Source organism: Streptomyces sp. NPDC027663, from assembly GCF_055566415.1.
This window is the reverse complement of record NZ_JBVHSK010000006.1, coordinates 316,538-329,498: the sequence shown is the minus strand read 5'-3', so window position 1 is coordinate 329,498 and position 12,961 is coordinate 316,538. Positions and strand designations below refer to the sequence as shown.

Annotated in this window: 11 protein-coding genes, 1 tRNA gene and 3 pseudogenes; 8 read left to right on the top strand and 7 right to left on the bottom strand. The window is 69.6% G+C overall.

What is annotated here, in order from left to right:
* Positions 1 to 59 precede the first annotated feature (59 nt).
* Positions 60 to 1,604, bottom strand: a complete 1,545-nt coding sequence (locus ACZ4SF_RS19310; RefSeq protein WP_468385605.1) for an MFS transporter — start codon at positions 1,602 to 1,604, stop codon at positions 60 to 62.
* A 198-nt stretch (positions 1,605 to 1,802) separates the two neighbouring features.
* Positions 1,803 to 2,450 carry a TetR/AcrR family transcriptional regulator gene (locus tag ACZ4SF_RS19305; RefSeq protein WP_468385602.1) on the bottom strand — a complete coding sequence of 216 codons (648 nt, stop codon included), beginning with the start codon at positions 2,448 to 2,450 and terminating at the stop codon, positions 1,803 to 1,805.
* Positions 2,451 to 2,746: 296 nt separating this feature from the next.
* On the opposite strand from ACZ4SF_RS19305, the gene ACZ4SF_RS19300 reads away from it, so the two are divergent.
* Positions 2,747 to 4,078, top strand: a complete 1,332-nt coding sequence (locus tag ACZ4SF_RS19300) for a M6 family metalloprotease domain-containing protein (RefSeq protein WP_468385599.1) — start codon at positions 2,747 to 2,749, stop codon at positions 4,076 to 4,078.
* A 358-nt stretch (positions 4,079 to 4,436) separates the two neighbouring features.
* Positions 4,437 to 4,509: transfer RNA gene (locus ACZ4SF_RS19295), tRNA-Arg, on the top strand.
* A gap of 82 nt (positions 4,510 to 4,591) precedes the next feature.
* Here the strand turns inward: ACZ4SF_RS19295 and ACZ4SF_RS19290 are convergent.
* Positions 4,592 to 4,756 (bottom strand): annotated as a pseudogene (locus ACZ4SF_RS19290) (site-specific integrase); the annotation flags it as partial.
* Between the two features lie 276 nt (positions 4,757 to 5,032).
* Here ACZ4SF_RS19290 and ACZ4SF_RS19285 point away from each other — a divergent pair.
* The 4 genes and pseudogenes from ACZ4SF_RS19285 (at position 5,033) to ACZ4SF_RS19270 (ending at position 7,432) form a co-directional block, all read left to right on the top strand.
* The gene (locus tag ACZ4SF_RS19285) at positions 5,033 to 5,404 is read left to right on the top strand and encodes a GIY-YIG nuclease family protein (protein ID WP_468385596.1); all 372 of its coding nucleotides are present in this window, start codon (positions 5,033 to 5,035) and stop codon (positions 5,402 to 5,404) included.
* Positions 5,405 to 5,491: 87 nt separating this feature from the next.
* Positions 5,492 to 5,908, top strand: coding sequence for an HNH endonuclease (locus ACZ4SF_RS19280; RefSeq protein WP_468385988.1), 417 nt, complete (start codon positions 5,492 to 5,494; stop codon positions 5,906 to 5,908).
* A gap of 176 nt (positions 5,909 to 6,084) precedes the next feature.
* Positions 6,085 to 6,492 (top strand): annotated as a pseudogene (locus tag ACZ4SF_RS19275) (UDP-N-acetylglucosamine 1-carboxyvinyltransferase); the annotation flags it as partial.
* Positions 6,493 to 6,637: 145 nt separating this feature from the next.
* Complete coding sequence (locus tag ACZ4SF_RS19270; protein WP_468385594.1) at positions 6,638 to 7,432, top strand: alpha/beta fold hydrolase; 795 nt, start codon at positions 6,638 to 6,640, stop codon at positions 7,430 to 7,432.
* A gap of 214 nt (positions 7,433 to 7,646) precedes the next feature.
* Here ACZ4SF_RS19270 and ACZ4SF_RS19265 read toward each other — a convergent pair whose 3' ends face one another.
* From ACZ4SF_RS19265 to ACZ4SF_RS19250, 4 genes are all read right to left on the bottom strand, one after another.
* Complete coding sequence (locus ACZ4SF_RS19265; protein ID WP_468385591.1) at positions 7,647 to 9,926, bottom strand: beta-propeller fold lactonase family protein; 2,280 nt, start codon at positions 9,924 to 9,926, stop codon at positions 7,647 to 7,649.
* A 245-nt stretch (positions 9,927 to 10,171) separates the two neighbouring features.
* A complete protein-coding gene (locus ACZ4SF_RS19260; protein ID WP_468385588.1) occupies positions 10,172 to 10,333 on the bottom strand; it encodes an ATP-binding protein in 162 nt (53 codons plus the stop codon).
* Between the two features lie 137 nt (positions 10,334 to 10,470).
* The gene (locus tag ACZ4SF_RS19255; protein WP_468385585.1) at positions 10,471 to 11,046 is read right to left on the bottom strand and encodes a DUF3995 domain-containing protein; all 576 of its coding nucleotides are present in this window, start codon (positions 11,044 to 11,046) and stop codon (positions 10,471 to 10,473) included.
* Positions 11,047 to 11,226: 180 nt separating this feature from the next.
* Positions 11,227 to 11,478, bottom strand: a complete 252-nt coding sequence (locus ACZ4SF_RS19250; RefSeq protein ID WP_468385583.1) for a hypothetical protein — start codon at positions 11,476 to 11,478, stop codon at positions 11,227 to 11,229.
* A 73-nt stretch (positions 11,479 to 11,551) separates the two neighbouring features.
* On the opposite strand from ACZ4SF_RS19250, the gene ACZ4SF_RS19245 reads away from it, so the two are divergent.
* Together ACZ4SF_RS19245 and ACZ4SF_RS19240 are read left to right on the top strand one after the other, a co-directional pair.
* A complete protein-coding gene (locus tag ACZ4SF_RS19245) occupies positions 11,552 to 11,917 on the top strand; it encodes a DUF6191 domain-containing protein (RefSeq protein ID WP_468385580.1) in 366 nt (121 codons plus the stop codon).
* Positions 11,918 to 12,202: 285 nt separating this feature from the next.
* Positions 12,203 to 12,952: pseudogene (locus ACZ4SF_RS19240) on the top strand (slipin family protein); the annotation flags it as partial.
* Positions 12,953 to 12,961: the final 9 nt, after the last annotated feature.

Sequence of the window (12,961 nt, the reverse complement as noted above, 5' to 3'; positions counted from 1 at the left end):
GCGTTCGGATCAGGCCCGGACCGATCCGAACGACACCTCCTGGATCACCGTACGGACGCTCAGTGGGCCACCACCGGCACCGGCACCTCGTCCTCGACGCCCTCGCCCGCACCCGAGGCCACCGTGACGGAACCCGGACGGCCGGCGTTGACGAAGGTGAAGGCGATCAGGGAGGCGAGACCCAGGATGCCGACGGCGAACCAGATCGCCGCGGCGTAGCCGTGCACCAGGCCCTGCAGCTCGACCAGCGCCTGCTGCGGCTTGGCGGTGACACCCGCGCTGTGGTCCTTGACGAACGACGTCGTCGCGGAGGAGGCGATCGTGTTCAGCAGGGCGGTGCCGATCGCTCCGCCCACCTGCTGCGAGGTGTTGACCATCGCGGAGGCGACACCGGCGTCCCGGGGCTCGACGCCCATGGTGGCCAGGGACATGGCCGGCATGAACGCGGTGCCCATGCCGAGGCCGAGCAGCAGCATCGCGGGCAGCAGCAGGGCGGGGTACGAGGAGTCGACCTCCAGCTGGGTCAGCAGCAGCATGCCGATGCCGGCGACCAGGAAGCCGGGGCCCATCAGCAGCCGGGCCGGGATCCGGGTCATCAGCCGGGTGCCGATCTGGGTGGAGCCGGCGATCATGCCCGCGATCATCGGGAGGAACGCGAAGCCGGTCTTGACGGGCGAGTAGCCCTTCACGAGCTGCAGGTAGTAGGTCAGGAAGAGGAACAGCCCGAACATGCCGATGATCGCGAGGCCGAGCGAGAGGTAGATGCCTCCGCGGTTGCGGTCGGTCACCACGCGCAGCGGCAGCAGCGGCGCCTTGACCCGGGACTCGACGACGACGAAGGCGAGCAGCAGCACCACGGACGCCACGAACATCGACACGGTCACGGCGTCGCTCCAGCCGTCGGACTCGGCGCGGGTGAAGCCGTAGACGAGGGCGACCAGACCCAGGGTGGAGAGGATCACGCCGGGGACGTCGAGCGGGGAGCGGTTGCGGCCGCCCTCCGGCTCACGGATGACGAAGTAGGCACCGAGCGCGGCGACGACGGCGAACGGGATGTTCACGAAGAAGGTCCAGCGCCAGTTCAGGTACTCGGTGAGGAAGCCGCCGAGGATCAGGCCGACGGCACCGCCACCGCCCGCGATGGCGCCGTAGATGCCGAACGCCTTGGCGCGCTCCTTGGCGTCGGTGAACATCACCGCGAGCAGGGACAGCGCGGCAGGGGCGAGCAGGGCACCGAAGGCACCCTGGAGGGCGCGGGCGCCGAACATCAGCGGGCCGGAGGTTGCGGCACCGCCGAGCGCCGAGGCGAGGGCGAAGCCGGCCAGGCCGGTCACGAAGGCGCGCTTGCGACCCCACTTGTCGGCGATCCGGCCGCCGAAGAGCAGCAGGCCGCCGAAGGCGAGGGCGTAGGCCGTGACGACCCACTGCCGGTTGCCGTCGGATATGCCGAGGTCGGTCTGGGCGGAGGGCAGGGCGATGTTCACGATGGTGGCGTCCAGGACGACCATCAGCTGGGCGAGCGCGATGAAGACGAGCGCCTTCCAGCGGTTGGCATCGCCGGCCGGGACGGCGACGCCGGGAGCCTTGAGGGCTGTTTCGGACATGGGGGTACCCACTTCGGGACTTCGGGACTTCACAGGGAAGGCCTGGGTGACGGAGGTCGTGGTGAAAAAGGGCGAAAAAACGCAGTAAGGGGGTAAGGAACCGTCGTACTGTGTGCGGTACTTGCCTGGGGCTGGAGTCGGGCCGAACCGATCGGGTGGCCGGTCAGGGCAGGAGCCGACCGGTCGGCGGCTGATCGGTCAGCAGTCGCGCAGCTCCTTGATGTTCACGGCCCGGCCCGGCAGGGCTGAACGGGCGGGGGCCCGCAGACCGTCGAGGAACAGCTGCAGATGGCGGTGGACGAACCGGTCGCCGCGGACGCAGTCCGTGCCGGCCGGGGGCCGGCTCAGCTGGGCCACGACGATCAGCAGGTCACCGACACCTACATCCGGTCGGAGCTGACCGGCCGCCTTGGCCCGGCCCATGATCTTCTCGACGAGCTGCTCGATGCGCTCCCGGGAGGCTTCCAGGTCGGGGTGGTGCTGGTCGAAGGTGCTCGACACCATGGGGCACAGCGCGCTGATCCGCTCGTCGGCTGCGGTGTGCACGAAGCGCTCCAGGGCGGCGAAGGCGTCCCCGGTCTCGGCGAGGGCCAGCTCGGCCGCCTCGGCCGTGCGGTCCATCACGGAGCACACGACCTCGCGGACGAGGGCGTCCCGGTCGGGAAAGTTGCGGTACACCGTGGCGTTGCCGACGCCGGCCCGGCGGGCGATCTCGTCGAGCGGCACGTCCGGCCCGTACTCGACGAACATCTCGCGGGCGGCGGTGACGATCCGCTCCCGGTTGCGCAGGGCATCGGCGCGGGGCCGGGGCGCCTTGCGCACGGCGGGGGCGGTGGTGGCCGACACAGTGGACTCCTTGGGCTGTTGGACGGCGAGGTATCGAGGGCGGCGATCCGGGGACCGGGTCCCCGTTTCGCTCGGACGCTGGGTTAAACGGGGAAAGCGTCCCCGGTTATTTCCCGACCTTCCGACCAATCACTGTGACCTGAGACACACTCACCATTCGCCGGGATTCACCCCCGTGCGGACCCTCATTCCCACGATCGGTCTCCTCCAGCGCGCGTCCCCCTCCCCACCGACACAGGGTGAGCGCAAGGGTGCAGCCGGAGACCGGCGGCTGCCGCGGAGCGAAGGGTCCCTGCATGCAGCCGCAGCCGCAGCGCCACCGCATACGCCCACGCCACCGCACCGGCCCGCGTCATCGCGTACGCCCACGCCACCGCATACGCCCGCGCCGGGTGGCCGCCCTCGCCGTCGTGACCGCACTGACCCTCACGGTCAGCACCTCGGCCGGAACCGGACACCTGCCGGCGCCCACCGCAGCCGGGCCGATCAGTCTGGCCCGCTCCTCCGCCCTCGTACCCTGCCTGATCCACAGCGGACCGGACGTGCAGATGACCGAGGGCCTGCCCACCCCGTCCGGCTACTCCCGCTCCACGGGCACGGTCCACGCCCTGACCCTGATGGTCGACTTCGCCGACGCCCCCGGCCAGGGCAGCGCCATGGACCGCTTCCACGAGTTCTTCCCGCAGACCGAGGAGTGGTTCCGCACCGCGTCGTACGGCCGGCTCGACTACCACGCCGAAACCCCCGTCACCTCCTGGCTGCGCATGCCGAAGCGGTTCCGGGAGTACGGCATAGAGCGCGGCGCCCCCTTCGACCCCGGCTACCGGCGTCTGGTGCAGGACATCGTGGCCGCCGCCGACCCGGCCGTCGACTTCCACAGCTACGACCTGCTCAACGTGCTCATCACCCCGAACGCCGGCCCCTCCGCCCTGGACACCGTGCTGTCCGTGACCTTCGCCGGCAACGACGACGCCCCGGTCGCCGACGGCATCCGCATATCCAACGCGTCCTTCGTCTACTCCCGCCAGGACGACGGCTCCGGCTCCTACACCCAGACCGGATACCGGGTGCTGCCGCACGAGAACGGCCACACCTTCGGCCTGCCCGACCTCTACACCCAGGAGGGCGGGGGCGCGGTCGGGCACTGGGACATCATGAGCGAGGACTGGGGGGCCAACAACGACCTCCTCGGCTGGCACAAGTGGAAACTCGGCTGGCTGGACGGCAACCAGGTCGGCTGCGCGGCGGCAACCGGCCGCGCCGAGTACACGCTGACACCGCTGTACAAGACGGGCGGTGGCAAGCTGCTCCTGGTCCCGGTGACCGCGCGCAGCACCTACGCCCTGGAAGTACGGGCCCAGGGCGGCAACGACGAGGCGGTGTGCCGGCCGGGCCTGCTCATCTACAAGGTCGACGCCTTGGTGGACACCGGCCGCGGCCCGGTCACCGTCTACGACAGCCACCGCGGCAGCGGCGGCTGCACCAGCAGCCCCAACGTCCACGCCGAACTCTCGGACGCCCCCTTCGCACCGGGCGAGAGCTTCAAGGATCCGGGCCACGGGGTCACGGTGGAGGTGATGAGCATGGACACGGAGGGGAACTGCCGGGTACGGATCACTCGGGCGTGAGGGTGGCCGATCGCAGCGCTGAACGTCTCCACGCACCCCGCGCCCACGCACCCTGCGTCCACGCACCCTGTGCCCACGCACCCCGCGTCCACGCACCCTGCGCGCCGCACCCTGACCGACTGCGGCGGCGAACTGCTCCCCGCGCGCCGTACCCTGACCGACTGCGTCGGCGAACTGCTCCCCGCTCTCCGCCGGACGGCCGCCGACATCCAGACGGACCTGCACACCGCATCCAGACCGACCTGCACACCGCATCCCACTTCACCCGAGTCCCCCTGACCTGACCCCAGGTCCCCACCCCACCCACGCCCTGATCCGGTACCCTGTGGACCGAGCGCCCACCAGGACGCCCACCCATGCCTTCGTAGCTCAGGGGATAGAGCACCGCTCTCCTAAAGCGGGTGTCGCAGGTTCGAATCCTGCCGGGGGCACAGCGAGAAGGGCCAGCTCAGGGAGGAATTGCCTCCCAGGCTGGCCCTCCGGCGTTCCAGGGGTCGTGCCGCAGGCGTGCCACTACGGGCCCGCAGGGCCCTTCTCGGAGGGCTCGGGAGCCACTCCCCCACCGCCCCGGATCATGGCACCGAGCCGGTCGGCGATGGCACGGTCCCGGTCGCTGGTCATGTGCTGATAGATCAGCGCGGCTCGCGAGCTGCTGTGGCCCATGCGGGTCATCAGCTGAGTGTCTCCTGTTGTCGGAGCCGTGGCCCGCATGCCGTGGACGTCTCGTGTCGTTGTCGCCGAGTAGCCTGCCCCATCGCACTTTCCAGCGTTGGAGGTTCCGTGGATGCGACCGCCCTCACCAGTCCTGCACGGCTGTGGTCGGCGCGAGAGGTCTTGGTGCGGCAATGCCCTGTACCAGCAGCGGCCGGAGTCTACGGGTGGCACTTCAAGGAGGCGCCACACCCCGACTTGGCCCCCGGACGACTGCTCTACGTCGGCATAGCTCCGCGCCACATGTCAAACCGGACCAGCACACAGAACCTGAGGAAGCGCGTCCGATACCACTACCGGGGCAACGCGGCTGGATCAACTCTGCGGCTCACCCTTGGCTGCCTGCTCGAGCTCGAGCTACGCCGCGTTGGTAGTGGGAACCGCCTGACGTTCGGTAAGAGCGGGGAAGCCAGCCTCAGCCAATGGATGGCCGACCACGCGCAAGTGTGCTGGCTGGAACACGACGAACCGTGGACGTTGGAGTCGGAGCTCATCGCTCAGCATGACCTTCCCCTGAACCTCGACCAGAACCGCCGCAATGGCTTTCACGACCGCCTCAAAGAAGTGCGTGCCAAAGCTCGGCAGCGGGCAAGGGCCTTGCCCATCAGCGAGTAGAAGGAAGCACAGGTGAGCAACGCAGACCTGCCCACCCCTCGGCACAGCGAAGCCAAGCGCGCCCAGGATCGGCGTCGCCGTGAGCGCATGCGGAGCAATGGGAGCGTCGAACGCTACACAGCGGTAGAGATCGGTGAACGAGACGGCTGGATCTGTGGCCTGTGCCAAGATCCAGTGGACCAGGCCTATCGGCATCCAGACCCTCGGTCGCCGAGCATCGACCACGTCCGGACTATCGCGGCCGGCGGCGCTGACACGCGCGACAATGTGCGCCTCACCCATTGGGGCTGCAACCATGAGCGCAATGCCAGCACCCCGCTGGGGACTGTCGAGGAAGCCGAAGCACAGCGCGCTGTCCTCCTCCGGATACCTGCGCTCCAGGCCTACGCAGAAAGCCTCAGGGCCGAGGACATGGTCCGCCGCTCTCAGGCTTTCCATTCACCTGAGAGGTATCGCGCCAAGTTGGCGCGTCGAGTGGAACGCTACGAACGCGAAGGACGCTGACCGCGCACGCCTCTACGAAGAAGGCGCGTGCCACAGCCGTGCCAGATGCGACGGTCAGCCACGGTCAACCAGGGTGGCTGACGGGCGCACTCGTGCCCGCTGGCTCGGCCGGCAGAGCCTCAGGTCACCCGCAGACGCGGGAGCCGATTGGCCTCACCCTCCGCGCCCAGGGGACAGCCCCCACTGGTCGTCCCCTGCGGGCCATCGCCTCCCTGAGCCCGGCCGGGCTGGGCGCTGACTTCGGACCACCGCTCATGGCGCTCGCTCTCGGACTGCCCGGCGCGCATCTGCTCGCCGATGCCGTCGATCCCGGCCGCCACGGCAACCTGCTGCCGCAGCTGACCCGCCTGGGCGCCGGGGTCGAGGAGATCTCCCCCACCCTATGCGGCCTGACCGGGCCTCAGCAGTTGGCGGGCGCGGGCGTCGAAGCCACCGGCATCCGCACGGAATACGCCCTCATGGTCGCCGGCCTCACCGCCCGAGGAGTCACCACCGTCGGCGGCCTCGGCCAGTTGCGCCGCGGCCACGCCGACCTGTCCGGCAAGCTGCGCGCCCTGGGCGCCGGCATCTGCGAGGTCAATCCGTGGCCACGGACGGCCGGCACCTGCGCAGATCGCTGTCATGACGGACGTCCGCGATTCGTCGGACTGGGCAGGCGGCGCCAAATTCATACGCCCGTATTACACAAACGTCTTGTACGACTGTATAGATATCGGCTACGGTCGACCCATGAACACCGACCACGCCAAGCGTTCCGCACTCAGCATCGACGGCCGCACCCTGTCCTACGTGGACTTCGGCGGACCGGGCCGCCCGCTGATCGCCCTGCACGGACACATGTCCGAGGGCATGTCGTACGCCGATCTCGCCGCCCGTCTCGCCCCGGACTGGCGGGTCATAGCCCCCGACCAGCGCGGCCACGGAGACTCCGACCGGGCGGCCGACTACAGCCGGGAGGGCTACCTCGCCGACCTGGAAGCCCTCATGGACCACCTGGCACTGGACCGCGCTGCCCTCCTCGGCCACTCGCTCGGCGCGATCAACGCCTACCAGTTCGCCGCCCGCCACCCCGATCGCGTGACCGCGCTGGTCAACGGCGAGGGCTGCGCCGAACTCGGCCTGGACGGCAGCAACCCGCTGGCGTTCGTGCTGAACCTTCCGGAAGGCACCTGCCCCAGCCGGGAGGCGTTCGTGGCACAGCTGGGCCCGTTCGCCCCCTTCCTCGAATCCGCCGTCCGCGAGCGGCCGGACGGAGCGTGGGGCCTGCACTTCCATCCCAAGGACATCTACGAATCGGAGGACCAGGTCCACGGCGACCACTGGGCCGACTGGACCGGCTCCACCTGCCCGGCGCTGCTGATCCGCGGCGCCGAAGGCGGTGTGCTGTCGGCCGAGCAGGCAGCGCAGATGGTCTCCCGGCGACCCGCCACCCGCCTCGTCGAACTCGGGACGGACCACTTCCTGTACGCCAACGACCCGGTCGGCTTCGCGGCCGCGGTCCGGGACTTCCTCGCCTCGGCGTAGCCATGGCCCGCAGCCTTTCCGACCCCTGGGTTCGCGCCGGCTTCCTGACCGGCTCGAACAGCCGGGACACGCACACGTTGACGAGTCCCGGCTGTCCCCGGCCTGCTTCGGCCTGTTTCGGGCTGCGACGCGGCTTCCCCGTCACAGCCGCCACTTTCAGGAGCCCGGCCGGCGGCGGCTCGGCGCTTCTCCACCGACGGCCCGGTCCCGCTGATCAGTTGGTGAAGTAGATGTACTTCCAGGAGCTGTAGGTGGTGGAGTTGACGTTGTCTCCGGAGGAGTCGTTGATGTAGGCCGACCGGACCCGGACGCGGACGCCCGCCTCGTCGGAGCCGCCGAGGTCGATGACGCTCTTGCCGTCGGCGCCCAGCTCGAAGAACTCCTCGTCACCGCGGTGCCACGCGCCCTGGTAGTAGACGTCGATGTCCAGCCGGTGGCTGCGGCCCGGGTAGTAACTCATCGTGGTCGTGAACAGCGGGCCGGTGTTCTTCCGGTACCAGTAGTACGTCGAGGAGTTGGCGCTGACCTTGCCGGTCTTGTAGTACTTCGTCAGCGAGGTGGAGACGCTCACCTTGGCGTACGCGGTGACCTTGACCGACTTCGGGGCGGTGCGGGCGTCACCGGCGAAGACCGCGGTGACGGTGGTGTCCCGCTTCATGTCCACCACGGCGGAGACGTTTCCGCTGGAGTTGACGGTCGCCTTCTTCACCAGGACGTTGGGCTTGTCCGAGCCATAGGGGTTGGCCCAGATCTCCACCGTGCGGCTCTTGTAGGTGGTGCCCAGGTGCGCGGTGAAGGTGACGTCCTGACCGTAGGAGTACACCTTGCCGCTGTTGTTCAGGCTCAGCGTGGTGGCGGTCCGGGAGACGGCCACCGTGTCCGAGCCGGAGGCCGGGGCGCGGGTGGCGTCGCCCGCGTAGGAGACGGTGTACTTCACGTCGCCGCCGGCAGGTGGGGTGTCGGTGAAGGAGAAGGTGCCGTCCGCCTTGGTGTTCACCGAGGTCAGCGACTTGCCGGAGGGCGACTCCAGGTCGGTGCGCTTGACGGTCAGCGCCGTGCCGGCCGGCAGCGCGTCGGCGTTGGCGGCCTTGCCGGTGACGGTCAGCGTCTTGGCGCGGGTGGCCGTGGCGGGCGCGCTCACCGTCACCGTGGTGGCGGTCCGGGAGACGGCCACGGTCCGCGAGGCGGACGCCGGAGCGTGGCCGGCGTCGCCCGCGTAGGAGACGGTGTACTTCGCATCGCCTTCGACCGACGGGGTGTCGGTGAAGGAGAACGTCCCGTCCTCGCCGGTCGTCACCGGGGCCAGCTCCTTGCCCGACGGCGACTCCGCATCGGTCCGGGTGACCGTCAGCGGCGTCCCGGCCGGCAGCGCATCGCCGCCGGTGACCTTCCCGGTGACGGTCAGCGGCTTACCGGGAACAGCCGAGGAGGGCGCGCTCACCGTCACGGTGGTGGCGGCCTTGGTGGGCGCGTCCAGCGTGTTGAGGCGGTACGTGCTGCCGCTGCCGGTGACCGCGAAGAGGTGGTTGCCGTCCGGCTCCCAGGCCAAGCCGTCCGGAACCAGGGTGCCGGTGCCGGTGTCGGCGAATTCGTACTTCCGGACCGGCTGGGTGGTACCGGGCTTGAAGATGTAGACGTCCGGCTCGTACGAGCCGTCGATGCCCGCGGCGACGGTGCCGTCCGCGGCGATGTCGACGGCGTTCGGGTAGGCGTCGGTCGGGTAGCTGCCGACTTCCTTCAGGTCGGTGGTGGACAGCACCTGGTGCTTGTAGGGCCAGCCGCTGGCCGTGACGACCTGGTTGCCGTCGGGGGTCACCGCGAGATCGCGCAGGTTGCTGCCGGCCTCGCCCTGGGCGATGAGCCTGGGCGCGTCGGCGCCGGAGACGTCATAGGTCGCCACGGCGGCGGGGCTCATGCCCGGCTCGGCGGCGGCCAGCACACCGGGCGCGGCCGGGTTGGACTCCAGCCGGGGCGCGTAGTACCAGCGGCTGCCGCTGTCCTGGGCCACGTCGAGGACGGGATCCGGGCCCGAGAGGTCGAGGGAGCCGATGTCCCCGTGCGTCGTCGTTCCGTAGCCGAACCACAGCTTCCCGCCGGCGCGGGCGAGGGTCGTCGGGGCGTCGGCGGTGCCGGTCGAGTAGCGCGCGGACTCGGTGAGGCCGGCTGTGTCGATCGCCACGATCTCGTCGCTGCCCGCGACGGCCACGTACAGCGTCTGAGAGTCGGCCGAGAGTTCCAGGCCGTTGGCCTCCGGCAGCGAGCCGAGCGTCCCGACGACGTTGCCGCTGTAGTCGGTGGCGACGACCTTGCCGTCGGTCCGGTCGCTGACGAAGACGCGCTGGTGCACGCTGTCCACGACGATGTCGGCGACCGAGGCGACGGGCAGGACGGCGTTGCCGTCGGCGTGGGCGGCCGTGGACCCGAGGCCCGTCAGCGCCACGGAACTGAAGAGGACGGCGAGTGTCGTCGCGGTGGAGATTCTGCGGTTGCGCAAAGTGGTTCAAACCCCATGAGCCGTGGGAGGCCGCGCGTCACCGGAGGTCGGAAGGCAACGGGCGCGGCATGTTCCGGATGCCTATGACACGGGTGTGACAACGGAGCCGCCGGAATGGTTGTGCGCGGGAAGAAGGGATTCCGGGGCCCCCTCCCACGGCGATGTCCGCAAAGCCGTCCCTCTGCACGAAGCCACCCTGATGCACGAAGCCACCCTGGTGATCGACTCGTAGCGGCGGAGCTTCTTCAGCTCCGCCTCCAGCCGGCCCGAGTAGTGGCGTCGGCCAGGCGGGCGATCCAGTTGCCGGCAGTGCCGGACAGGACCGAGTAGCCGGCGTGGGCGGCCATGACGCCGAGGCCGATGCCCAGGTGCGTCTTCCCGGTCCCCGGCAGGCCGAGCAGGATCACGTTCTCCGGTCGGGTCCAAGGGACACGAGCTTCCCAGGCCGATGGCTCCCCTGTGTGCCTGCATGCACCGACCATGCTTGACATCAAGGACACCGAACGCGGGCACCCTGGTCGGTGGCCGAACCCGTGTCACCTGGTCAGAGGGTGACTGCGGTTCTCTCTGCCGTCCGGCTCGCCATGTTCTTGGCGAAGCCGCGCGTTGCCAGCCCGAACAGCAGGCCGCCGAGAATGAACCAGGGGTTCCATAAGGCGAGCGTCCAGAATTTCTGCGCGGCACTGACCTCGCCGACGGTGGACGCCCCGGCGATGAGCAGCACCTCGATGAGGAGCCCCCGGACCAGCAGCAGTGTGCAGATCGCGACGCCGAGCCACCGGAGCGCACGCCACCGGCGCCCCTGCACCCCGCGCTGCTGCAGCCCGAGTGCCACCGCGGCGCCGACCAGGCACAGAAAGCCCACTCCCCAGAGGCCTCCGGCCACGAACCAGGCCGGCCGTTCGGACGCGAGACGCTCACCGGACGAGACGTCCAGCCCTGCTTGCCCGCCGAGGGCCCAGAAGAAATGCAAACCAGCGAAGGCCACCGCCCAACCGGCAGCAAGGTACCCGTAGCAGCGCGACGAACCGAACCGCAACTCGCCACCCCCGTACTGCGCACCCCCTCGCAGTACCCTGCGACACTGCCGATTCTTTACCAGCAGCATCAGTCGCGGCAAGTACCCACCTTTGATACGGCAATCAACTACCCGTCGTGCAGGCGATGTTGAACAGCAGGTCCGGCCGGGGACCCTCGTCCCGCCGGGACGGCCCGCCTCAGCGATCGGCCGCCGAAAGCCTTGCCCGCAGGGCGGGAGCGAGCTGCGGGCAACACCTTCGATTCCGTCGTCCGATCGTGCTCACAATCGATCTCGATCTCCGTGATCCGGCCCGCGGTCAATGGTTGCCGGCGCAATGCGAAGTCGGGCACATCGGGATGCCTGCCCTTCGTCGGGGCGGCCGGCGATGGGCGAGCCGAGCGGGAGGTCCGTGCCGGCGCCCAGTCGGCTCAGCAGCGCGGCGAGCACCGCGCGGCTCAGCAGCGCGGCCAGCGCCGCCTGCACCACCGTGTACCGGTCGTCCTCGCCGCCGAGCAGCTCCTGCTGCCACATCCCGCGGGAACGGGCCTCGGTCGGCGGATAGCCTCGAATCTTCAGTCAGGAGGCTTATCCGATGACAGGTGTGTTGAGCCAGGCCGTGATCCCCGGGCTCGCGTTGGTGCTGTTCATCTGCTGCGGATCGGAGCTGGTGCTGCGGCGCTTCTTCAAGCGCAGCATCCTCTTCCGGCGCGGCAACTCACGGCGCCCTTTGACCGGTTCCGCGTTCGACGAGTTCAACCTGATCTTCAATGCCAACAAGCGTGTCGAGATCAAGCAGCAGCAGCGGATGGAACTGCAGCGTGACGAGGTGGGCGACGGCGCCCCGCCGCGGACGCGCATCGATCTGACGAACGGCACCGCGCATGTCGTCCTGCCCGGCGAGGACGGGGTTTCCGGTCCGCGTCCGGCCGCCGACCGCCCGTCGGGCGCCGAGGAGGATCGCTCCCGGTGACGCCGTCGCAGACCTTGTATCTCCTCCTGGACCTGGCTCTGATCCTCGGCCTCGCGCGCGCCCGGCCGGTTCCCCGTCGTCGACCAGGGTGAGCATGGGCTTGCTTGCCCGGCTCACAGATCATGGTGGCGGCGAAAGGCGGTTTCGCGGACTGCAGCCGGCTTCCTTGTGGTGACAGCCCTGGATCGGCACTTCTTTACGTTTCCCTGACGCCCGGCGCGCATCCGCCGGCCCGTCTCACGGTGTCCTCCCCGTTGTCCGTATCGCGTCGGAGATGGGAGTGCCATGGAGGGCACCGTCGTCGCAGTGGTGGTCGTGGCCGCGCTTCTGCTGCTCGTGCTGAAGAGCGGGATGCGGGTCGTCAACCAGGTGGAGCGTGGGGTCGTCTTCCGGTGGGGCAAGGCCCTGCCGAGCCACCGGCAGCCCGGCATCACCTTCCTGATCCCGTTCGCCGACCGGATGCGCAAGGTGAACGTGCAGGTCGTGACCATGCCGGTGCCCACCCAGGAGGGCATCACCCGGGACAACGTGTCGGTGAAGGTCGACGCCGTCGTCTACTTCCGGGTGACCGACCCGGTGCGCGCGGCCATCGAGGTGCAGGACTACGTCTTCGCCGTCGGGCAGGTCGCCCAGTCCTCCCTGCGGTCCATCATCGGCAAGAGCGATCTCGATGATCTGCTGAGCGACCGGGAGCGGCTGCACGAGGGCCTGGCGTTGATGATCGACAGCCCGGCCGCGGGGTGGGGCATCCACATCGACCGGGTCGAGATCAAGGACGTACAGCTTCCGGAGTCGCTGAAGCGGTCCATGTCGCGGCAGGCCGAGGCCGAGCGGGAGCGGCGGGCCCGGGTCATCACCGCGGACGGTGAGTTCCAGGCCGCGCAGCAGCTCGCCAACGCGTCCCGGATCATGTCGGACACGCCCGAGGCGATGCAGCTGCGGCTCCTCCAGACCGTCGTCGAGGTGGCCGCCGAGAAGAACTCCACGCTCGTGATGCCGTTCCCGGTCGAGCTGCTGCGTTACTTCGACCGGGCCGTGGCGAAG